Consider the following 22,114-nt stretch of genomic DNA (forward strand, 5'->3'; position numbering starts at 1 on the left):
CTTCCTCCCGCCCTGCGGCGGCGACTGCGTTCCGTGCCCCCATCGTCCACCAGGAGCGACGTCCGGGGGAGGGAATCGGGCACTTCGGTCCGTCCGTCCCGGCCGCTTCCACCTCCCTCCCTTGACGGCGGTCCGGGGCGGCCCTAAATTGATTCCGTATAGCAGAACTAAGTTTCCATAATGCGGAATTCGAGCTCTCAGGTGGCGCGACAGAGCCCGACTCCACCAGGTCCGAGCAGGAGCACTCATGCCTCGTATGACCGCTGCCCGAGCGGCAGTTGAGATCCTCAAGCGCGAAGGCGTCAGCAACGCGTTCGGCGTGCCGGGTGCGGCGATCAACCCGTTCTACGCGGCCCTCAAGGCCTCCGGAGGGGTCCACCACACCCTCGCCCGCCACGTCGAGGGCGCCTCCCACATGGCGGAGGGCTACACCCGCGCAGCTGCCGGGAACATCGGCGTCTGCATCGGGACGTCGGGGCCCGCCGGCACCGACATGATCACCGGCCTCTACTCGGCCATCGCCGACTCGGTCCCGATCCTCTGCATCACCGGCCAGGCGCCGACGGCCGTCCTGCACAAGGAGGACTTCCAGGCCGTCGACATCGCGTCGATCGCCGCGCCGGTGACGAAGGCCGCGACCACCGTCCTGGAGGCCGCGCAGGTCCCGGGCGTCTTCCAGCAGGCCTTCCACCTGATGCGCACGGGCCGGCCGGGGCCGGTCCTCATCGACCTGCCGATCGACGTGCAGCTCACCGAGATCGAGTTCGACCCCGAACTGTACGAGCCGCTGCCCGTCCACAAGCCCGCCGCGAGCCGCAAGCAGATCGAGCGGGCCGTCGAGATGCTCAACGCCTCCGAGCGCCCGCTGCTCGTCGCGGGCGGCGGCATCATCAACGCCGACGCCTCGGCGCTGCTCGTCGAGTTCGCGGAGCTGACCGGTGTCCCGGTCGTCCCCACCCTGATGGGCTGGGGCATCCTGCCCGACGACCACGAGCTGAACGCCGGCATGGTCGGCCTCCAGACCTCGCACCGCTACGGCAACGCGAACTTCCTGGAGTCCGACTTCGTCCTCGGCATCGGCAACCGCTGGGCCAACCGCCACACCGGCAAGCTGGACGTCTACACGAAGGGCCGCACCTTCGTCCACGTCGACATCGAGCCCACCCAGCTGGGCAAGATCTTCGCCCCGGACCTCGGCATCGCCTCCGACGCGAAGGCGGCCCTGGAGCTCTTCGTCGAGGTGGCGCGCGAGCTGAAGGCCGCCGGGAAGCTGAAGGACCGCGCGCAGTGGGCCGCGTCCACGCAGGAGCGCAGGGCGACCCTCCAGCGCCGCACGCACTTCGACAACGTGCCGCTGAAGCCGCAGCGCGTGTACGAGGAGATGAACCGGGCGTTCGGCCCGGAGACCCGTTACGTCAGCACCATCGGTCTCTCCCAGATCGCGGGTGCCCAGATGCTGCACGTCTACCGGCCGCGCCACTGGATCAACTGCGGCCAGGCCGGGCCGCTCGGCTGGACGATCCCGGCCGCGCTCGGCGTCGCCACCGCCGACCCGGAGGGCTCCGTGGTCGCCCTCTCCGGCGACTACGACTTCCAGTTCATGCTGGAGGAGCTCGCGGTCGGCGCGCAGCACCGCATCCCCTACGTCCACGTCCTGGTGAACAACTCCTACCTGGGGCTCATCCGGCAGGCGCAGCGCAACTTCGACATCGACTTCCAGGTCAACCTGGAGTTCGAGAACCTCAACTCCCCGGAGCTCGGCGTCTACGGCGTGGACCACGTCAAGGTCGTCGAGGGCCTCGGCTGCAAGGCGATCCGGGTCACCGAGCCGGACCAGCTGCTGCCGGCCTTCGAGGAGGCGAAGAAGCTCGCGGCCGAGCACCGGGTGCCGGTCGTCGTCGAGGCGATCCTGGAGCGGGTCACGAACATCTCGATGAGCGGGTCGGACATCGCGTCCGTCAACGAGTTCGAGGACGTCGCCTCCGAGCCCGGTCACGCGCCGACGGCGATCCGTCCGCTGACGAAGGCCTGACCCCTCGCGGCCGCCGCCCCCGCCCCCCTCCCCTGACCGGGGGACGGGGGCGGCGGCCGTGTGCCGTCATCCGGTCCGCGCCGGCTCCTCGCCCTTGAGCACCTCGTAGTACTGCGTGTAGGAGAGGTCCAGCCGGAACACCATCCCGTGGCGTGCGCGCACCGCCGTCACCGTCGTCGACGCGGGCTCGCGCAGGCAGCGGGTCACGGGCGGGTTCGACTCCCCGCACGCCTCCGGCTCCTCGACCGGAGTCCTCGCGGGGCTGCGTACGGTGTCCCAGGACAAGGTCTGCGAGGGGTTGGAGACCTCGACCGGCTCCGGGGTGTCCGGGCCCGTCGGGTTCGGGCCGCGGTCCCGGTAGTAGGCGACGAGGCGGTCGCGGTAGTCGTCGTGGCCGAAGGGGACCGACGCTGCCGGGGCGCCGGCCGATGAGGCACGGTCGCCCGCCGTGAACACCGCGTCCAGGACGTCGCCGATCCGGTCCGGATCTGCTCCGAACCACGCGCTGACGTGCAGGATGCAGCGGATCCGGTACCGGTCGTCGCCGGTCCGGAAGAACCACTCCTTCGCCGAACCGCCGGCGCACCGGTCGTCCACCGCCACCAGCCCGAGGGTGAGCGGGGTCTTCTCGTCGTAGGCCCGCACGACGCCCCGGAGGTGGTCCTCGGCCTCCTGGCGCGCCTTCCGTGCGGGAGCGCCGTTCGCGAGCTCGCGCACCTCCTCGGGGCTCGTGGCCCGGTCGGCGGAGGAGCAGGCCGACAGGGGGAGGACGAGCAGGAGGGCCGCGGCGACGGATCGCGCTGTGGAAGCGCGGACGGCTGAACCGGGTGATCTCATACGGTCATTGTGGGCACGAGGACGGCCACGGCCATCCGCTTGCGTACTCATGTGCGGCAGTCCCGAGGCGGCGGCCGGGGCGTATGCAGGCCACACGGCACGGGCTCCGCGCGCCAGAGCACACCCCGCGGGGCGTCCCGCGCATCAGGAGCCGTCACCTGCCCCACCTGTCACGGCCGGATCGCGTCCTACCGGGACGCCCACCGCGCCCGGATCCTTGGCCCATGGGGGACTCCGAGACCACCTCGTCCTGCCCGGACCCGCCGGAAGACTATTTTCAGGTGCTGTTCGAAGGCGCCACCGCGCCCAGGCCGCCGGCGCCGCCCGAGTGCCCCTTCTGCGACCTCCGGCAGGACCGGTACCCCACCTCGTACGCCGGGCACTGGATCCTCCTCGAACCCCGCATCCTCGTCCCGGCCCACATCCTTCCCCCACGACGACGGTGGGTCATCACCTCGACCGGGACCGCGATGAACCTGTGGGACGCCGAGCCGCTTCCCGGCGCCAGGTGCCGCATCCCGCACCGCATCGTCTGCCCGTACCTCGTGCCCGAGGACGACCGGCCGTGGGTCACCGTGCTCCGCCGGCACAACTGGGAGCGGGCGCAACGCCTGTTCGAGCTGCCGGAGGAGGGATTCCCGGACACGGGCTGACGCACGCGCGCACGCGGACACGGGCTGACGCACGCGCACGCGCACACGCGGAAAGGGGTGCGGCGCACGCCCACCGGCGTACACCGCACCCCTGTACCTGCATCCTGTTCACAGCGACCGCGACGGCGGACCGTGGGCGGCGGGCGGCCGGACTCCTTCAGGTCTGGAGCGGGCCGCCCGGCCCTTCGCCACCGCACTGGCGTCGTCCGCCGCCGCGGTCCCGTCCTGCCGGTGCCGCGCGCTCCCCTCATCCGGGTGCGCGGCACGGGCAGGGCCCTGGGGGGAGGCTCAGTCCTCGCGCAGCGCGCGGACCGCCTCCTCCACGCGCTTGCCGTAGTCGGCGTCGGCGGCGTGGAAGTGGGCGAGGTTCTTCTCGATCACGTCGTCGCGGGTGACCTGCGAGAGCCCTCCGGCGATGTTGGCGATCAGCCGGTCCTTCTCGTCCGCCGACATCAGCCGGTACAGCTCGCCCGCCTGGAAGAAGTCGTCGTCCTTCGCGTGCGCGGGCGCCTCGTGGGTGCCCGTCCAGCCGTGCACGGGCAGCGGCGCGGCCAGTGCGGCGCCGGTCTGCGCGGGGCCCGCGTAGGAGTTGGGCTCGTAGTTCTTGTCCTGGCGCGAGCCGTAGCGGGTCGCGTGCAGGCCGTCGCGCCCGTAGTTGTCGACGGTCGCCGCCCTCGGTGCGTTGACCGGGAGCTGGGTGTGGTTGATGCCCAGGCGGTAGCGCTGCGCGTCGGCGTAGGCGAAGAGCCGGCCCTGGAGCATCTTGTCCGGGGACGGGCCGATGCCGGGCACGAAGTTGTTCGGGGAGAAGGCCGCCTGCTCCACCTCGGCGAAGACGTTGTCGGGGTTGCGGTCGAGCACCAGGCGGCCGACCCGCTGGAGCGGGTAGTCGGCGTGCGGCCACACCTTCGTGACGTCGAACGGGTTGAAGCGGTAGTCGGCCGCCTCGGCGGCCGGCATGACCTGCACGTGCAGCGTCCAGGACGGGTTGACGCCGCGCTCGATGGCCTGGAGCAGGTCCGTCTGGTGCGAGTTGGCGTCCTTGCCGACCTGTTCGGCGGCCTGCTCGGCGGAGAGGGAGCGCACACCCTGGTTGGTCTTGAAGTGGTACTTGACGAAGAAGGCCTCGCCCTGCGCGTTCGTCCACTGGTAGGTGTGCGAGCCGAAGCCGTTCATGTGACGGTAGGAGGCGGGGATCCCGCGGTCACCCATCAGCCAGGTGATCTGGTGTGTCGACTCGGGGGAGTTCGCCCAGAAGTCCCAGACGTTGTCCGGCTCCTGGCGGCCCGTGAACGGGTCGCGCTTCTGGGAGTGGATGAAGTCGGGGAACTTGACCGGGTCCTTGATGAAGAAGACCGGGGTGTTGTTGCCGACGAGGTCGTAGTTGCCCTGATCCGTGTAGAACTTCAGGGCGAAACCGCGGGGGTCGCGCACGGCGTCCGCGCCCCCGAGCGAGTCGGCGACGGTCGAGAACCGGATGAAGGTCTCGGTGCGGCGGCCCACCTCGGAGAGGAAGTCGGCGTGGGTGAAGCCGGTGACGTCGTCCGTCACCTCGAAGTAGCCGTACGCGCCGGAACCGCGGGCGTGGACGACGCGCTCCGGGATGCGCTCACGGTTGAAACGGGCGAGCTTCTCGAGCAGGTGCTGGTCCTGGATGAGGAGCGGCCCGCCGGCGCCGGCTGTGGCGGAGTTCTGGTTGTCGGCGACGGGGGCGCCTGACTCGGTCGTGAGCACACGCTGGGACATGGGTGCCTTCCGTACGGGGCTGCTGACGGCCTCAGGAGCGTAGATTCGCCGGGATCGCTGCGTCAACAGTTTGTTGAAATTGGAGGTGAGGGTTCCGGGTCGCGGCAGCGCCTGGGCGCGACAGGACAGGTGTCAGCGCCGCCGCGACCCGGAGTTCAGGGGGCCCCGGAAGGGGGCCGGGTGGTGTCAGACCTGGGAACCGGAGAGCCGCTCGACCGAGCGCAGCAGTGCGGAGTGGTCGAGGCCGCCGTCGCCCTGGGCGCGCAGGGAGGCCACGAGCTGGGCCACGACCCCGCCGACGGGCAGTGCGGCGCCGACGTTGCGGGCGGCGTCGGTGACGATCCCCATGTCCTTGTGGTGCAGGTCGATCCGGAAGCCCGGAGCGAAGTCCCGCTTGAGGAAGTTGTCCTTCTTGCGGGTGAGGACCGTCGAACCGGCCAGTCCGCCGTTCAGTACGTCGAGCGCGGCGGTCAGGTCGACCCCGGACTTCTCCAGGAAGACGACCGCCTCGGCGCAGGCCTGGATGTTGACCGCGACGATCAGCTGGTTGGCGGCCTTGACCGTCTGGCCGGAGCCGTGCGGTCCGCACAGCACGATCGTCTTGCCGAGCGCGTCGAGCAGCGGCTTCGCGGTGTCGAAGTCGGTCTGCTCGCCGCCGACCATGATGGACAGCACGGCCTCGATCGCGCCGGCCTCACCGCCGGAGACGGGGGCGTCCAGGACGCGGATGCCCTTCTCCTTCGCGTTCGACGCCAGGTCCACGGAGGTCTGCGGCGTGATCGAGGACATGTCGATCAGCAGGGCGCCCTGCCGGGCGTTCTCCAGGATGCCGTCGGGGCCGTACGCGATGGCCTCGACCTGCGGGGACGCCGGGACCATGGTGATGACGACATCGGCGTCACGGACGGCCTCGGCGATGGAGGCGGCGCCCTTGCCGCCCGCCGCGACGAGCCGGTCGACCTTGTCCTTCTCCAGGGTGTAACCGGTCACCTGGTAACCGGCCTTGACCAGGTTCTCGGACATGGGGGAGCCCATGATGCCGAGCCCGATCCAGGCGACCTTGGGGAGGTTGCTGCTCATGAGGGTGCCTTCCGGTAAGCGTGTGTGCGGGAGGGGGCGGGCCTCAGCGGGCCGGCCGGTGTTCGGCGGGGAGCCAGCCGAACGAGTCGGCGCTCGGGCGGTCGCCCGGCTTGTACTCCAGGCCGACCCAGCCGTCGTACCCGGCCTCGGTCAGCTCGTCGAGGAGCCGCTCCAGGGGGAGCGAGCCGGTGCCGGGCGCGCCGCGCCCCGGGTTGTCGGCGATCTGGACGTGGCCGGTCTTCGCGGCGTACGCCTTGATCACCTGGCCGAGGTCCTCGCCGTTCATCGACAGGTGGTAGAGGTCCAGCAGGAACGCGGCGTTGCCCAGCCCCGTCGCCTCGTTGACGCGGTCGACCACCTTGATGCCCGCCGGTGCGCTGACCAGGGGGTAGAGCGGCGACTCCGTGTCGTTGAGCGTCTCGACGAGGAGGGTCGCACCGATCCGGTGCGCCGCGTGGGCGGCCAGGACCAGGTTCTCCAGGGCGAGTTCGTCCTGGACGGCCGGGTCCACGCCCTCGACACGGTTGCCGTACAGCGCGTTGAGCGCCTTGCAGCCGACCGAGGCCGCGAAGTCCGCCGCCACGTCGATGTTGGCGCGGAAGCGGTCCGACTCCTCGCCGGGGAGCGAGAGCGCGCCCCGGTCGGGGCCGGGGAGCCGGCCCGCGTAGAAGTTCAGCCCCACGAGTTGCGTGCCCGCGTCGTCGAGCGCCTTCTTCAGGGCGTCGAGCTCGGCCTGCGCGGGGGTGGGGGTCTCGATCCACGGCCACCAGAGCTCGACCGCGGTGAAGCCCGCGGCGGCGGCCGCCGCGGGACGCTCCAGGAGCGGGAGTTCGGTGAAGAGGATCGAGAGGTTCACATCGAAGCGCTGGTCCGAGAAACCCATCTTGCGCTCCTTCCGTATCGCGGAAGTTAGTTTCTGCTTAACGGAAGATTGCCTCGCGTGTGGCGAGGATGTCAAGAGGCGAACCGAATTCCGGACACGCGCAAGCGGGGTGGAGGCCGTACAGCCCTCCACCCCGCGACCGCTCACCCGTGCCTGGTCAGACGGCCGGCACCGTGTCCTGGAACGTCGTGCCCGCCGCCCGGTAACCGCTCACCAGAGCCGAGACCTGGGCGGGGGAGAGGACCTGGTCCTTCACGTGCAGCACGTAGTCCACCTGCTGGTCGTACGAGCGGGGCGTCGTGCTGGTCTGGCCCGCCAGGTCGATCAGCCACTGGTTGAAGTTGATCGACATCGGCCGCTCCGGCAGGTACGCCGCGCCGTGGGTCCCGAAGGGCTGCCCGTCGACGTAGTACGTGATGGCGCTGTTGTCGATGGTCACCACCAGGTCGTGCCATCCCGCGTAGCTCTGCCGTGCCTCGCTGTGCTGGTTGACGGCCTCCCACGGGTCGGGCCGGTACGTCTCCCAGGACGTGGTGTAGAGGATGTTCGACGGCTCGCCCCAGCCGCCGTTGGGCAGGTACTCGAAGTCGTACTCCGCGTAGTCGTCCGCCATCGGCGCCTTGAGGTCGTTGATGGTGAAGAAGGTCTGGACGAGGTGGTCGCCGTCGGGACCCGACCTCGGCGCGTCGCTGAACTTCACCCGGGCCGCGTAGGTGCCGTTGCGGAACTTCGAGGACTTCGTGAGGATCTCCGTCTGCTCCGTCGAGGCACCTGTGCCCGCCGTGGACGTCTCCAGGTTCATCACCGAATTGCCTGCCTGGCTGCTGAAGGTGACGTTCTCCGGAGCCCAGACGGCACCCGGCACGCCGGGGCCGCCGGAGTTCGAGCGGACGCTCCAGCCGTTCGCCGCGATCCTCGGGTCCGTGTGACCGCTGTAGTTGAAGTCGTCGAACAGCCGGGGCCCGTCGGCCGGCGGGTCGGTGGGCGGATCCGTCGGGTCGGTGGGGCCGTTGCCCCCGGGAGCCTCGCCCCAGGCCGTGACCGACCCCAGCTGCGCGGTGATCCTCGCCCAGTCGCCGTACGTGTTCCGCTCGGCGCCGAAGGAGTAGTCGTCGCTCTGCCCGAGCGGCTGCCAGTCCGCGCGGTGGAAGCGCAGCTGCATGTCACCGGTGTCCGCCCCGGGGGCGAGGGAGCCCGCGCCCGTGGTGAAGCCGATCTCCAGGTAGCGGTCGGCGGTGGCGGTCGGGCTGGGCAGGGTCTTGAAGGTGCCGGTGATGTTCGCGCAGCCCTTCACCGCCCAGGAGCAGGCGAACCGGTAGGCGGCCGACGCCGAGTCGCCCTTGAAGTAGTAGCGCAGTTTGACGTCGGAGAGCGGCACGCTCGCGCTCCCGGTGTTGCGCACCTTCAGCCACGGCTCGCTCTGGTCGGCCGTCGCCCCGGAGGCGCTCGTGCGGTACTGGACGACGAGCCCGCCGGCCGCGGCGGCCCCGGCGGTGCCGGGCAGGGCGGCCAGGGCGGTGCAGCCCAGGGCCAGGGTGACGGCGGCGGCGGCCGCCGCGCGGATACGGCTCCTGCGGAATGTGGTCATGGCGGTGTTCCTCTCCGGAACGGTGGGGGACGGGTTACCGAGGGGGTCGCGCTGTACCTGAGGACGCGGTCGCCAGGGACCGTGGGGTGAGGGGCCGGTAGTGGACGCCGAGGGCGTCCAGCCGGGCGGTGTGGTCGCGCAGCCGCTCGACGAACCCGGCCCAGTCGCCGCGCCCGCCGGACCAGGCACGGTCCGCGAGGGCGCAGAGCCGGGGGTAGGTGAGGTATTCGATCCGGTCGGGCGTCGTCACGTACTCGGTCCACAGCTGGGCCTGGGTGCCCAGCACGCGGGAGGCCTCTTCCGGCTCCCACTCCCGGGACACCGGCTCGTTGGCGTGCACCGCGTGCAGGGGGACGGGATCACCCGGCTGGGCGGGGGGCTCGTCCGGATCCGTGGACTGCACGTAGTCCAGGTACGTGGCGCGGTGGTGTGCGGTCACCACCTGGTGACCCCGTCGGGCCGCGGTGCGGGCATGGGCAGGATCGCGCCAGGTCATCACGGTGAACTCGGGGGGCAGTTCGGCCCCGGTCTCGGCCCAGCCGGTGGGCCGGCGGCCGTGCCCGACGAGGAACGAGCCGATCCGGCCCATGAACCAGCCGTGCAGTTCGCCGGGGCCGGTGAGCCCTTCGGCGGCCGCCCGTTCGCGGGCCGCGGGAGAGGCCTCCCACTCGCCGGTGGGGCACTCCTCGCCCCCGATGTGGATGTACGGGGACGGAAAGACGTCCATGACCTCCTCCAGCACGGTCCGGCAGAAGTCGAGGACCTCCTCGTGGACGCCGAGCACCGTGTCGCAGACGCCCCACCTGGTCCAGACGTCGAGCTGCCGCTCCGGACGGTTCCCCAGGTGCGGGTAGGCGGCGAGGGCCGCGCGCACATGGCCCGGCATCTCGATCTCCGGGACCACGGTCACCCCCCGCTCCCGGGCGTGGCGGACCAGGTCCCGCAGCTCCGCCTTGGTGTACGCACCCGAGTGCGGCACCCCGTCCGACAGCGACTCGGCCCGGGTGCCGCCCACCGACGTCAGCCGGGGGAAGGCGTCGACGGGCATGCGCCAGCCCTGGTCGTCCGTGAGGTGCAGATGCAGGACGTTGAGCTTGTGCAGCGCCATCAGGTCCACGTACCGGCGCAGGTAGGAGACCGGCTGGAAGTGCCGGGCCACGTCGAGCATCGCGCCGCGCCAGGGGTACCGCGGTACGTCGCTGATCTCGACGCAGGGCAGCTCCCAGGACGTCGCGCGCAGACCGCCGGCGAGCGCTTCGGGCGGCAGCAGCTGCCGGATCGTCTGGACTCCCCGCAGCAGGCCGTCGGGTCGGCCGGCCCGCAGCAGCAGGGTCCGGGGCCCCACGGTGAGGCCGTAGCCCTCGTCCCCCAGGCCGCCGAGCTGCGGGTCGAGCGCCAGGACGACCCGGCCGTCGGCGGAGGGCGGCAGGGAAAGCCCGGTCGTCGGACCGAGGAGCGTCCGCAGCAGGTCCGCCGCCCCCTCGGCACCCGGCAGGGCACGTACGGAGGTGTCCTGGTCCAGGACGAGACGGCCCGGACGCGGCGAGATCTTTCGGGGCCGGGGGACGAGGGAGAGCTCGGGGCGTGATGCGGGCACGGGGGCCTCCGGGGTCGGGGAGTCGGGCGGGTCGGGCGGGTCGCGTGACCGGGTGTGCGGGGACGCCCGGCGGGCTCAGCCCTTGACCGCGCCGGCCGCGAAGCCGGAGGTCACATGGCGCTGGAGCACCAGGAAGATCACGAGGGCGGGCAGCGCGAAGAGCGTGGAGGCGGCCATGGTGGCGCCCCAGTCGGTGCCGAAGGTGTTCTGGAAGGACGAGAGCCAGACCGGCAGGGTGCGGTTGTCCTGCTGCTTGATGATCAGGAAGTTGGCGTAGGCGAACTCGTTCCAGGCGGTGATGAATCCGAAGAGCGAGGTCGCCATCAGGCCGGGGGCGAGCAGCGGCAGGGCCACCCGGACGAACGCCCCCGTCCTCGTGCAGCCGTCGACCTGGGCGGCCTCCTCCAGTTCGGGCGGGATCGTCGCCAGGAAGCCCCGCAGCACCACGATCGTGAAGGGGAGCGTGATCATGAAGTAGACGAGGGTGAGGGTGGGCAGCCGGTCGAGCATGTCGGTGTCGCGCGAGATGATGTAGATCGGGATGATCAGCGACTCCCACGGCGCCATCTGGGCGACGAAGACCAGCAGCATGAACTGCCGCCGGCCCTTCCACCGCAGCCGTGCGACGGCGAACGACGCGCCGAGGGCCACGACGAGCGAGAGCAGCACGGCCCCCAGCGTGACCAGGACGCTGTTGCGCCAGAACAGTCCGAAGCCGTCCGCCTCCACGGCCCTGCGGAAGTGGTCCAGCGTCCAGGTGTAGGGCACGAGCCGCGGCTCGTCGGACTGGATGTCGCGGGACGGCTTGAACGCGGTGGAGATCATCCAGTACACCGGGAACAGGCAGACCACGACGGTCACGACGGCGGCGGCGTTCAGCGGGATCCGCCGGATCCGGAAGTGCGGCGAGGTCATCGCGGGTCGTCCTCCTGTCGGAGCATCTGGCGGAAGTAGAGGACCAGCACCCCGGACATCAGGACCACGGTGATCATCGACGCGGCGGACCCCAGGTCGTAGCGCTGGCTGGAGAGCGCCGTCTGCACCGCGTACACGGGCAGGATGGTGGTGGCGTCGCCGGGCCCGCCGCGGGTCATCACCCAGATCTGGACGAAGGCCTTGAAGGTCCAGATCACCTCCAGGGAGAGGACCAGCATGAAGATCGGCCGCAGCATCGGGAAGGTGACCGAGCGGAAGATGCGGGAGCCGGAGGCGCCGTCCAGGCGGGCCGACTCGTACAGCTCGGCCGGGACCGTGGTCAGGGCGGAGTAGAGGGTGACCGCCGCGAACGGCACCGACTGCCAGACGATCAGCAGGACCAGGATCGTGAAGGACGCCGTACCGTTCGCGAACCACGGGTAGCGCTCGAAGGACCCGAAGCCGAGTGCCGTCAGCGACTGGTTGACGATGCCGAACTCGGAGTGGAAGAGCCACTGGAAGACCGTCGTCGCCGCCACCACGGGCATGGCCCAGGCGAGCACCAGCGAGCAGAGGACGATCGTCCGGCCGGCCCGGCGGAGCCGCTCCGTCATCAGCGCGACCAGCGTCGAGATGACCATGATCAGGACGACGTTGACGGCCATGAAGACGAAGGTGCGGCCGGTCACCTCCCAGAAGCGCGGGTCGGACAGCAGCGTCCGGTAGTTGCGCAGTCCGACGAACTCGGCGTCCCCGCTGATCAGCTGGCGGAGCCGGAAGTCCTGGAGGGAGATCACCACGGCCCGCACCAGCGGGTAGACCAGCAGGTAGAGCATGCCGCCGATCGCGGGCGCGATCAGGGCGTAGGGCCAGAGGTCGCGCGGGGGCCGTCCGGCCCGCCGCCCCGGTGGCGCCTTCGGTGGACGGTGGACGCGTGGCGCGGGTCTCTCGCGGACAGCCGGCACGGCGGGCCTCCTCTCGTGGTGGGAAACGGACGGGCCGGATCAGGAACCGGCGTTCATGGCCCGCGTGATGTCGGCGGAGGCCTTGGCCGCCTCCTTCTCCGCGTCACCACCGGTGAGGACCGCGGTCATGTAGTCCTTGACCGGGTTCTCCGCCTCCACCGCCGCCCACCCCGGGGTGTTCGGTGTCGCGTGCCCGTTCGCCGCGCCGACGGCCATCGCCGAGGCACCCGGGTCGTCCGCCACGGCGGAGGCGAGCGTGGTCCGGTTGGGCACGTAGCTCATGGCCACCGCGAGCTTCTTCTGCCAGGCGTCGCCCGTCAGTTCCTTGATGAAGGTCACCGCCGCGTCCGGATGTCCGGCCGCCGCCGGGACGACCAGGTCGGAGCCGCCGGTGAACACCGCACCCGGGGTGCCAGCCGTCTTCCCGGGGATCGGGAAGAAGCCGAGCTTCCCCTCGAGCTCCGGGTTGTTCTCGACGACCACGTTGGCGCCGCCCGGGGTGGAGATCACCTGGGCGACCTGGCCCTTGGCCATCACCTCGGCCTGCGGCGGGTCGTCCTCGTCGGAGTCCCGGGGGCCTTTGCCGAGCGCCTGGAGCTGCGCGTAGAAGGCCATGCCGCGCTGCGCCTCAGGGGTGTCGAGCGCGCCCTTCCACCGGCCGCCGGACTCGGTGGCGAGGTCCCCGCCCTCGTCCCAGACGAAGCCGGCCAGCGCGTACCAGAGCTGTCCGGGCAGGTAGATGCCCTGGGTGCCGCCCTTGTTCAGCTTCGTGGTGGCGGCGATCCACTCCTCGCGGGTGGTGAGTTCCGCGGGGTCGACGCCGGCCTTCTCGAAGAGGTCCTTGCGGTAGATCACGACCCGGTTGGCGGCGTAGTACGGGATGCCGTACTGCTTCCCGTCGTAGGAACCCGGCTCGGCCAGCCCCTTCAGCCAGTCGTCGCCGTTCAGCTCGTCCTTCCTGTCGCTCAGGTCCAGCAGCCCGCCGCTCTCCGCGAACTGCGCCACCTGGGTGTTGCCCGCCTCGATCACGTCCGGGGCGTCGTTGCTGGCCAGGGCGGCGGTGATCTTCTGGCCGATGCCGTCCCACTCCTGGATCTGGATCTTCACGTCGATGTCCGGGTGCGCGGCCTCGAAGCCCTCGGTGAACTCCTTCTGGAACGCGGCCGAGACACTGTCCCGCATCAGCCAGACGTCGACCGTCGTCACGCCCCCGGCCCCTTCGGCGTCGTCGGCGCCGGAGCTGCAGGCACTGAGAGCGGCGGCCGTCACGAGCGCGGACACACCGGCAAGCAAGCGGTACTTCACGGTTCACCTCAACAGGAGCAGAGACCTGACCACCTGACCAGTGAAGCCCACTGGACAGCTCACCTCTTGGTGGTGGATGAAGGTGGCATAGACCAATGGGGCCGTCAACCCCTTGTGTACAAAGGGATTTTGAGGACTCCGGTACGGTCGGCCCTCTGTTCATGTGGATGAGGGTGGTTAGAATCTCTCTGACCAGTGGCCTACGGTTGCTCAACTGGTAAAGGGAGCGGGACGCGCGAAGGGGAACGCATGAAAGCCGACGTGCCGGGGACGGTGCTCAAGAGGGAACGGGTGCGTGACGCGGTCCTGGAGCTGATCGAGAGCCGCAGCCCCGGGGACGCCATCCCGTCCGAGCGGGCCCTCTGCGCCCTGCTCGAGGTGTCCCGGCCCACCCTGCGCGCCGCCGTCGACGAGCTCGTGGCTTCCGGCCTGCTGGTCCGCGAGCACGGACGCGGGATGTTCGTCGCGCCGGAGAAGATCACCCAGGAGCTGGTCTCGGCGGACCTCGCCCTGAGCGTGCCGCAGGCGGCCGGGGCGTGGTCGAGCAGGCTGCTGGAGTTCACCACCCTCCAGGCCGGGGCCCGCGTCGGCCGCAAGCTGCGGATGTCGCCCGCCGAGGAGATCGTCTACGTCGCGCGGCTGCGCCTGGTCGACGGCGCCCCCATGGCGATCGAGCACCTGCACATCAGGGCGGCGCTCGTCCCCGGCCTGTCGGCGCAGGAGCTGGAGGACGGCGATCTCTACGAGCACCTCCGCCACACCCACGGGGTCCATGTCCGGGAGGCGGTGCAGGCCATCGAGCCGACCGTCGTCACTCGGGCGGAGGCCCAGCTGCTCGAGGTCCCCGAGCTCTCCCCGGCCCTGCTCTTCGAGCGCCTGACCACGGACGTCTCCGGGGTGCCCGTGGAGTACGTCCACTCGCTCTACCGGGGCGACCGCTACCGGATCGTCTCCCGGCTGGCGCTCGGCCCGGCCGCGGCGACCGCGGGGCTGGTCAGGGACGGCCACCACCCCGGGATCCCGCCCGGGGACTTCGCCCACGGCGATCCGATCGCCTCGTCCACCCGTGGGGACATCCAGGCGGGGTCCTGAGCTGCGGGGCCCCGTCGCCGGGCGGGACCGGTGGTGGGGCCGGGCCCCGGACCCCGCTGCGTCCGGGGGGCCGTGCCTTAGGGTCGGGGCGAGCCGTGCGAGCCGACCGACACGGCGGGACATGAGGGAGGCACTGTGCGCTTGAGGGTGGAATTCACCACCGAGCCCTTCGACCTGGACGAGGCGCCCGCCCACGCGGTGGTGGCCCGTGAGGTCATCCACTCCGCCGACCTGGACGCGGTGGACGTGGGCCCTTTCGGGAACACGGCGGAAGGGGGCGCCGACCAGGTGCTCACCGCCGTGGACTCCCTGCTGCGCAAGGCGCTGGCCTCGGGCGCCACCCGGGTCTCCCTCCAGCTCAACGTGATCGGGGATGACGCCCCGTGACCGAGCCGGCCGACCACCCGCTGGTCACCGCGGTGAAGCCCCTCGTCGACGCCATGGGGGCGGAGATCCTCGCCCCTGACCAGGCCACCTCCGAGGACGTCGTGCTCGCGTGGGAGGGGGCGGACGTCGTGGCGGTGCGGCTCCCGCAGCTCTCCGAATCGCTCGACCACATCCTCGCCGCGATGGAGCGACGGCACGGGATGCCGCTGGCCGACCTGGACCGTAAGGCGAAGCAGGGGGTGGTGCGGACCCTGGAGGCACGCGGTGCCTTCTCGGTGCGGCACGGAGTGGAGACGGTGGCGGGCGCCCTCGGGGTCAGCCGCTTCACCGTCTACAACTACCTGAATCGCGACAATGCCGCCAAGGACGGCTAGCCGACGCGTAACGCCTGTCGATGCCGCTGTCCGGGAACTCGGGCGGCGGCATCATCTGTTCGTGGAATTTCAACAAACTGTTGACGTGGTGTTGCGAAGGGCGTTAGCTATCCGCAGCCCGACAACGCACAGCGGAAAAAAGCCACGGAGGCTCCCGTGACTACGAGCTCCACACCGGGCCTCGCCCGGTTCAACACCCTGGCGGCCGACGAGGCCGCAGCCGCACTGCACGAGGTGTGTGCCAGTACGGCGTGGGGAACCCTCGTCCTCGCCCGCCGGCCCTACGCCGGCACGGAAGCCCTGTTCACCGCGAGCGACGCCGCCATGGCCGAGCTCTCCGCGGAGGACCTGGCCGAGGCGATGGCCGGCCACCCGCCGATCGGACGCCCCAAGCCCGGGGACCCGGCCTCCGCCCGTGAGCAGCGGGGGATGGCCGGTGCGTCCGAGGAGCTCAAGGCGGAGATGCTCGAACTCAACCTGGCCTACCAGGAGCGGTTCGGACACGTCTTCCTGATCTGCGCCACCGGAGCCACCGGTGAGCAGATGCGCGACGCGCTGAAGTCCCGGAGCGGCAACTCGCCCGAGCAGGAACGCGAGATCGTCCGCACCGAACTGGGCAAGATCAACCGAATCCGGCTGACCCGCCTCGTGCAGGACTCCTGAGACCTCGCACCACCCCGAAGAGAAGCAAGGAGCGTGACGGTCTTGAGCACCGACACCACCGCATCGGTGTCCACCCACATCCTGGACACCAGCATCGGCCGTCCCGCCGAAGCCGTCACCGTCTCCCTGGCCGCCCGGGGCGCCGGCGACACGCAGTACGTGACGCTCGGCGGATCCGCGACCGACGCGGACGGGCGCTGCAAAGACCTGCCGGCCCTGCCGGAAGGAACCACCCACGTACGGCTCGTCTTCGACACCGAGTCGTACTTCACCGCGAAGAAGCAAGCCGAGGCGCAGCAGGACGCCCCCCGCGTAAGGGACAGCGGCGCGTTCTTCCCGGAGGTGGCGATCGCATTCGCCGTCACCCCGGGCGAGCACTACCACGTACCGCTGCTGCTCAACCCGTTCGGCTACTCCGTTTACCGAGGGAGCTAGCAGACAATGCCCACGATTCTCGGCCAGAACCAGTACGGCAAAGCAGAGAACCGCGTCGTCAGGATCACGCGGGACGGCGACACCCACCACATCAAGGACCTCAACGTCTCGGTCGCCCTCTCCGGCGACATGGACGACGTCCACTACTCCGGCTCCAACGCCAACGTCCTGCCGACCGACACCACCAAGAACACGGTGTTCGCCTTCGCCAAGGAACACGGCATCGAGTCCGCCGAGCAGTTCGGCATCCACCTGGCCCGGCACTTCGTGACCTCGCAGGAGCCGATCAAGACGGCGCGGATCCGGATCGAGGAGTACGGCTGGGAGCGCATCGCGACCTCCGACGGCAACTCCAAGTTCATCGGCGCCGACGAGGTCAAGCACTCCTTCGCCCGCAAGGGCCAGGAGACCCGGGTCAGCCAGATCACCTTCGACGGGGAGAAGTGGGAGGTCATCTCGGGCCTCAAGGACCTCTCCGTGATGAACTCGACCAACTCCGAGTTCTGGGGCTACGTCAAGGACAAGTACACGACGCTGAAGGAGGCGTACGACCGCATCCTCGCGACCGACGTCTCCGCCCGGTGGCGCTACAACTGGACCAGCGACGACGAGCGCATGCCGAACTGGGAGAAGTCCTACGAGCAGGCGCGCAAGCACATGCTCCAGGCCTTCGCGGAGACGTACTCCCTCTCGCTCCAGCAGACCCTCTACCAGATGGGTTCGCGCATCATCAACAACCGCAGCGAGATCGACGAGATCCGGTTCTCGCTGCCGAACAACCACCACTTCCTCGTCGACCTGGAGCCCTTCGGCCTCAAGAACGACAACGAGGTCTACTTCGCAGCCGACCGTCCGTACGGCCTCATCGAGGCGACGGTGCTCCGGGACGGCGTCGAGCCGAAGATCCCGGTCGACATGACCAACCTCTGACGCGGTGCTGAACCGGTCCCCGCCCCCCGAGGCGGCGGGGACCGGTCATCCCGGAGGGAAATACCATGGCACAGCCTGCAACGGGGCCGGCGAAAGGCCCATGTACCGCCCCACCGACCGCTGCCGACAAGGCAGTTCACCCGGTGGACGAAAAGCTCCCGCCCTCGCGGCTCGTCCCCGCCGCGCTCCAGCACATCGCCGCCATGTACGCGGGCGTCGTCACCCCTCCGCTCATCATCGGCCAGGCCGTCGGTCTCGACGCGGCCGGCATGACCCGTCTCATCGCGGCGAGCCTCCTGATCGCCGGTCTCGCCACCCTGCTCCAGACCCTCGGAGCCGGACGCTTCGCCGGGAACCGGCTGCCCTTCGTCAACGCCGCGTCCTCCGCGGGGATCGCACCGATGCTCGCCATCGCGGAGACCACGGCCCCCGGCCGTCAACTCCCCGCGATCTACGGCGCGGTACTCGTCGCAGGCGTCTTCTGCCTGGCCGTCGGCCCCTTCTTCGGACGGCTGCTGCGCTTCTTCCCGCCGCTGGTCACCGGCGTCGTCATCACCCTCATCGGCGTCACCCTGATGCCGGTGCCGGTCGGCTGGGCCCAGGGCGGCGACGCCACCGCCGAGGACTTCGGCGCCATGAAGTACCTGGCGCTGGCCGCCTTCACGCTCGTCGTCATCCTGCTGATCCAGCGCTTCGGACGCGGTTTCGTCCGGCAGACCGCCCTGCTCTCGGGCATGCTCCTCGGCACGCTGGCCGCGATCCCCTTCGGACTCGCCGACTTCTCCGCGCTCGGCTCCGCCCCCGTGGCCGCCCTGCCGGCGCCCTTCGCCTTCGGCGCCCCCGAGTTCCAGCCCGCCGCGATCCTCTCCCTGTGCATCGTGATGCTCGTGCTGATGACGGAGTCGTCGGCCGGCATGCTGGCGCTCGGAGAGATCTGCGAGCGACGCACCGACGGCGCCACCATCACCCGCGGGCTGCGCACGGACGGGATCGCCACGCTCCTCGGACCGGTCTTCGGGGGCTTCCCGACGAGCGCCTTCGCCCAGAACGTCGGCGTGGTGTCGCTGACGCGGGTACGCAGCCGCTACGTCGTCGCCGCGGCCGGCGGCGCCCTGATCGTCCTGGGCGTCTTCCCCATGCTGGGCGCGGTCGTCTCGCTGGTCCCCATGCCCGTGCTCGGCGGCGCCGGCATCGTCCTGTTCGGCTCGATCGCGGTGAGCGGCATCCGGACCCTGGCAGAGGCCGGCCTCGACGACAGCTCCAACATCATCCTCGTAGCGGTGGCGCTCGGAGCCGGTATCATCCCGCTCGCGGCCCCCTCCTTCTACGCCGGATTCCCGTCCTGGGCGCAGACCGTGCTCGGATCCGGGATCAGTGCGGGAGCGCTCGTCGCGGTCCTGCTCAACCTGTTCTTCCACCATCTCGGCACCCACAGCCGTCACGCTGTGGCACTCAAATCCTCCTAGGGTCCTGCCGTGCCCACATCGCCAGAGACAGAAGAGGAAAGCCCCATGGCAGCTTCGGCGGATTCAAGGACCACTGAGCGCATCGTCATCGAGAACTGCTCGATCGCCACGGTCGACGCCCACGACACCGAGTACGCCTCGGGGTACATCGTCGTGGCGGACAACCGCATCGAGTCCATCGGCGCGGGCAAGGCGCCGGAGGGACTCACCGGTGTCGTGCGGCGGATCGACGGCACCGGCCACCTCGCCACACCCGGCCTGGTCAACACCCACCACCACTTCTACCAGTGGATCACCCGGGGCCTGGCGACCGACCACAACCTCTTCGACTGGCTGGTCGCGCTCTACCCGACGTGGGCGCGCATCGACGAGCCCATGGCGCGCGCCGCGGCACAGGGTTCGCTCGCGATGATGGCGCGCGGCGGTGTCACCACCGCGATGGACCACCACTACGTCTACCCCCAGGGCTCCGGCGACCTGTCCGGCGCGATCATCGGCGCGGCCCGCGACATGGGCGTACGGTTCACCCTCGCCCGGGGCTCCATGGACCGCAGCAAGAAGGACGGCGGCCTGCCGCCGGACTTCGCGGTGGAGACCCTCGACGGTGCGCTCGCCGCCACCGAGGCGACCATCGACGAGCACCACGACGCCTCCTTCGGTGCGATGACGCAGGTCGCCGTCGCCCCGTGCTCGCCGTTCTCCGTCTCCACCGAACTGCTGAAGCAGGGAGCCGAACTGGCCCGCCGACGCGGTGTCCGGCTCCACACGCACGGTTCGGAGACCGTCGAGGAGGAGCAGTTCTGCAAGGAACTGTTCGGGATGGGCCCCACGGACTACTTCGAGTCGACCGGCTGGCTCGGCGACGACGTGTGGATGGCGCACTGCGTCCACATGAACGACTCCGACATCGCCGCCTTCGCCCGCACCGGCACCGGCGTCGCACACTGCCCGTCCTCCAACGCCCGCCTCGCCGCAGGCATCGCCCGCGTCCCCGACATGCTCGCCGCCGGAGTCCCCGTCGGGCTCGGCGTCGACGGGACCGCGTCCAACGAGTCCGGCGAACTCCACACCGAGCTCCGCAACGCGCTCCTCATCAACCGCCTCGGCGCCCACCGCGAGAAGGCGCTGAACGCCCGTCAGGCGCTGCGCCTGGGAACCCACGGCGGCGCCAGGGTCCTCGGCCGGGGCGACGAGATCGGCTCCCTGGAACCGGGCAAGCTCGCCGACCTCGTGCTGTGGAAGCTGGACACCCTCGCCCACGCCTCCATCGCCGACCCGGTGACCGCTCTGGTCTTCGGTGCCGCGGCCCCCGTCACCCTCTCCCTCGTCAACGGCAGGACCGTCGTCGAGGACAACCGCCTCACCACGGTGGACGAGGACGCCATCGCCCGCGCGACCCGTGACGAGGCCAGGCGCCTGGCGCAGATCGCCGCCGGAGCCTGACGCTCCGCACCCCCATGACAGGCCGGCCGGGGGGGACGGCCCTCGGCCGGCCGCCGCGGATCCACCAGGGTCCACGGCAGCCTGTGCGGGTGCGCGCGACCTTTGTCGCGCGCCCCCGCACAGGTGAGCTCCAAGCTGCCCGCACCAGCTGCACGACCTGCACCAACGCACCACTCAGCAACACCTCCCTGATACCCACGTCGCCCGACGTGTACCCGACCGGAGGAAGCCGTGGCAGCTACGCCCAGGTTTCGCAAGAACGCAGTCGACGGAAGCACCGCAGAGGGAATCGCAGCAGAAGGGAATACGGCGGAAGGACCGGTGGGCAAGCACCCGGTCGACGAGACGCTCCCGCCTCTCAGGATGTTCACCAGCGGCCTCCAGCACGTGGCCGCGATGTACGCGGGCGTGGTGGCCCCGCCCATGATCGTGGGGCCCGCCGTGGGCCTCAGCGCCAAGGAGACCGCCTTCCTCATGGGGGCGAGCCTCTTCACGGCGGGGATAGCCACCCTGCTCCAGACCCTCGGGTTCTGGCGCATAGGCGCCAAACTGCCGTTCGTCAACGGGGTGTCGTTCGCCGGGGTGACCCCGATGATCGCGATAGGCAAGGACCGGGGGCACGACGGGATAGCCGTCATCTTCGGGGCGATCATCGTCGCCGGCCTCCTCGGCTTCGTCCTCGCCCCGTACTTCTGCAAACTGGTGCGGTTCTTCCCGCCCGTCGTCACCGGCACCGTCATCACCCTGATCGGTGTCTCGCTGTTGCCCGTCGCCTTCAACTGGTCGCAGGGCGGCAACGCGACGGCCGACGACTACGGCTCGATGACCAACATCACCATGGCAGCCGTCACCCTCGTGATCGTGCTGGCGCTGCGCAAACTGCTGCGGGGGTTCCTCCAGCAGATCGCCATCCTGCTCGGCCTGGTCATCGGCACCCTCATCGCGATCCCCGCCGGCATCACCGACTTCGGGGCACTGGGCGACGCCGACGTGGTCGGTTTCCCGACGCCGTTCCACTTCGGAGCACCGCAGTTCGAGGTCGCCGCCATCATCTCGATGTGCATCGTCATGCTGGTCTGCATGACCGAGTCCACCGCCGACATGCTGGCGCTCGGCAAGATCGTCGGCCGTCCGGCGGACGAGCGGACCATCGAGGGCGGACTGCGCGCCGACACCCTGGGCAGTGCCATCAGCCCGCTCTTCAACGGCTTCATGTGCAGCGCCTTCGCCCAGAACATCGGGCTGGTCGCCATGACCAAGGTCCGCAGCCGGTTCGTCGTCGCCGCCGGCGGAGTCATCCTGGTGCTGCTCGGCCTGGTCCCCGTCGCCGCGTCCGTCATCGCCCTCGTACCGCTTCCGGTCCTCGGCGGCGCGGGCATCGTCCTGTTCGGATCGGTCGCCGCGAGCGGCATCCAGACCCTGGCGACGGCAGCCCTGGAGAAGGGCGAGAACGCCCTGATCGTCGCGGCGGCCGTCGGTGTCGGCCTCATCCCGATCGCCGCGCCGGACTTCTACCACGCCTTCCCCGAGGACCTGCTCGTCGTCCTGGACTCGGGCATCTCCACGGGCTGCGTGGTGGCGATCGTGCTGAACCTGGCCTTCAACCACTGGGGCCGGCGGACGGACGAGGAGCCGGCGCCGGAGACCGGGGTGCCGGCCGGCGAACAGCCCAAGGACCCGATGGCCCTGCCCGTCGCCCACTGACGTGCGCGGTGCGCGTACA

The 22,114-nt window shown here is 70.4% G+C and carries 20 protein-coding genes; 11 read left to right on the forward strand and 9 right to left on the reverse strand.

The features are described from left to right. Window positions 1-247 precede the first annotated feature (247 nt). Window positions 248-2,032, forward strand: a complete 1,785-nt coding sequence (gene gcl, locus ACFC51_RS14430) for a glyoxylate carboligase (protein ID WP_376369788.1) — start codon at window positions 248-250, stop codon at window positions 2,030-2,032. A gap of 66 nt (window positions 2,033-2,098) precedes the next feature. Here gcl and ACFC51_RS14435 read toward each other — a convergent pair whose 3' ends face one another. Continuing rightward, window positions 2,099-2,869 carry a hypothetical protein gene (locus ACFC51_RS14435; protein ID WP_376369787.1) on the reverse strand — a complete coding sequence of 257 codons (771 nt, stop codon included), beginning with the start codon at window positions 2,867-2,869 and terminating at the stop codon, window positions 2,099-2,101. 281 nt (window positions 2,870-3,150) lie between these two features. Between ACFC51_RS14435 and ACFC51_RS14440 the strand changes: the two genes are divergently transcribed. Then, the gene (locus tag ACFC51_RS14440) at window positions 3,151-3,522 is read left to right on the forward strand and encodes a DUF6083 domain-containing protein (protein ID WP_376414780.1); all 372 of its coding nucleotides are present in this window, start codon (window positions 3,151-3,153) and stop codon (window positions 3,520-3,522) included. Between the two features lie 288 nt (window positions 3,523-3,810). Here the strand turns inward: ACFC51_RS14440 and ACFC51_RS14445 are convergent, their stop codons facing one another. The 8 genes from ACFC51_RS14445 to ACFC51_RS14480 form a co-directional block, all read right to left on the reverse strand. Continuing rightward, a complete protein-coding gene (locus ACFC51_RS14445; RefSeq protein ID WP_376369783.1) occupies window positions 3,811-5,268 on the reverse strand; it encodes a catalase in 1,458 nt (485 codons plus the stop codon). Window positions 5,269-5,454: 186 nt separating this feature from the next. After that, a complete protein-coding gene (locus ACFC51_RS14450; RefSeq protein WP_376369781.1) occupies window positions 5,455-6,348 on the reverse strand; it encodes a 2-hydroxy-3-oxopropionate reductase in 894 nt (297 codons plus the stop codon). 43 nt (window positions 6,349-6,391) lie between these two features. Then, window positions 6,392-7,231, reverse strand: a complete 840-nt coding sequence (locus ACFC51_RS14455) for a TIM barrel protein (RefSeq protein WP_376528839.1) — start codon at window positions 7,229-7,231, stop codon at window positions 6,392-6,394. Window positions 7,232-7,388: 157 nt separating this feature from the next. Next, window positions 7,389-8,819, reverse strand: coding sequence for a cellulose binding domain-containing protein (locus tag ACFC51_RS14460; protein ID WP_376528842.1), 1,431 nt, complete (start codon window positions 8,817-8,819; stop codon window positions 7,389-7,391). Window positions 8,820-8,853: 34 nt separating this feature from the next. After that, window positions 8,854-10,416, reverse strand: coding sequence for a beta-N-acetylhexosaminidase (locus tag ACFC51_RS14465; protein WP_376528844.1), 1,563 nt, complete (start codon window positions 10,414-10,416; stop codon window positions 8,854-8,856). Between the two features lie 75 nt (window positions 10,417-10,491). After that, on the reverse strand, window positions 10,492-11,331 hold the full coding sequence (locus tag ACFC51_RS14470; RefSeq protein WP_376369773.1) for a carbohydrate ABC transporter permease: 840 nt from the start codon (window positions 11,329-11,331) through the stop codon (window positions 10,492-10,494). Next, window positions 11,328-12,296 (reverse strand): carbohydrate ABC transporter permease, encoded by a 969-nt coding sequence (locus tag ACFC51_RS14475; RefSeq protein ID WP_376369772.1) that lies wholly within the window; start codon window positions 12,294-12,296, stop codon window positions 11,328-11,330. Before ACFC51_RS14475 ends, ACFC51_RS14470 begins: the two co-directional genes overlap by 4 nt. A gap of 39 nt (window positions 12,297-12,335) precedes the next feature. After that, on the reverse strand, window positions 12,336-13,601 hold the full coding sequence (locus ACFC51_RS14480; RefSeq protein WP_376528846.1) for an extracellular solute-binding protein: 1,266 nt from the start codon (window positions 13,599-13,601) through the stop codon (window positions 12,336-12,338). 249 nt (window positions 13,602-13,850) lie between these two features. Here ACFC51_RS14480 and ACFC51_RS14485 point away from each other — a divergent pair, with 249 nt between their 5' ends. From ACFC51_RS14485 to ACFC51_RS14525, 9 genes are all read left to right on the forward strand, one after another. Beyond that, complete coding sequence (locus ACFC51_RS14485; RefSeq protein WP_376369769.1) at window positions 13,851-14,693, forward strand: GntR family transcriptional regulator; 843 nt, start codon at window positions 13,851-13,853, stop codon at window positions 14,691-14,693. 135 nt (window positions 14,694-14,828) lie between these two features. Beyond that, complete coding sequence (locus ACFC51_RS14490) at window positions 14,829-15,080, forward strand: hypothetical protein (RefSeq protein WP_376369768.1); 252 nt, start codon at window positions 14,829-14,831, stop codon at window positions 15,078-15,080. Continuing rightward, window positions 15,077-15,454, forward strand: coding sequence for a helix-turn-helix domain-containing protein (locus ACFC51_RS14495; RefSeq protein ID WP_376528849.1), 378 nt, complete (start codon window positions 15,077-15,079; stop codon window positions 15,452-15,454). The genes ACFC51_RS14490 and ACFC51_RS14495 overlap by 4 nt, the downstream gene beginning before the upstream one ends. Before the next feature lie 156 nt (window positions 15,455-15,610). Further along, a complete protein-coding gene (uraD, locus tag ACFC51_RS14500) occupies window positions 15,611-16,117 on the forward strand; it encodes a 2-oxo-4-hydroxy-4-carboxy-5-ureidoimidazoline decarboxylase (RefSeq protein ID WP_376369765.1) in 507 nt (168 codons plus the stop codon). Between the two features lie 42 nt (window positions 16,118-16,159). Then, window positions 16,160-16,552 carry a hydroxyisourate hydrolase gene (gene uraH / locus ACFC51_RS14505; RefSeq protein ID WP_376369763.1) on the forward strand — a complete coding sequence of 131 codons (393 nt, stop codon included), beginning with the start codon at window positions 16,160-16,162 and terminating at the stop codon, window positions 16,550-16,552. Between the two features lie 6 nt (window positions 16,553-16,558). Further along, the gene (gene pucL, locus ACFC51_RS14510; protein ID WP_376369762.1) at window positions 16,559-17,482 is read left to right on the forward strand and encodes a factor-independent urate hydroxylase; all 924 of its coding nucleotides are present in this window, start codon (window positions 16,559-16,561) and stop codon (window positions 17,480-17,482) included. A 65-nt stretch (window positions 17,483-17,547) separates the two neighbouring features. Continuing rightward, entirely contained in the window at window positions 17,548-18,948 is a 1,401-nt protein-coding gene (locus tag ACFC51_RS14515; RefSeq protein WP_376369761.1) for a nucleobase:cation symporter-2 family protein, read from the forward strand. 45 nt (window positions 18,949-18,993) lie between these two features. Then, a complete protein-coding gene (locus tag ACFC51_RS14520) occupies window positions 18,994-20,391 on the forward strand; it encodes an 8-oxoguanine deaminase (RefSeq protein ID WP_376369759.1) in 1,398 nt (465 codons plus the stop codon). A 231-nt stretch (window positions 20,392-20,622) separates the two neighbouring features. After that, a complete protein-coding gene (locus ACFC51_RS14525; protein WP_376369757.1) occupies window positions 20,623-22,095 on the forward strand; it encodes a nucleobase:cation symporter-2 family protein in 1,473 nt (490 codons plus the stop codon). Window positions 22,096-22,114: the final 19 nt, after the last annotated feature.

Origin of the sequence: Streptomyces sp. NPDC055962, from assembly GCF_042270185.1 — a bacterium.
GTDB lineage: Bacteria > Actinomycetota > Actinomycetes > Streptomycetales > Streptomycetaceae > Streptomyces.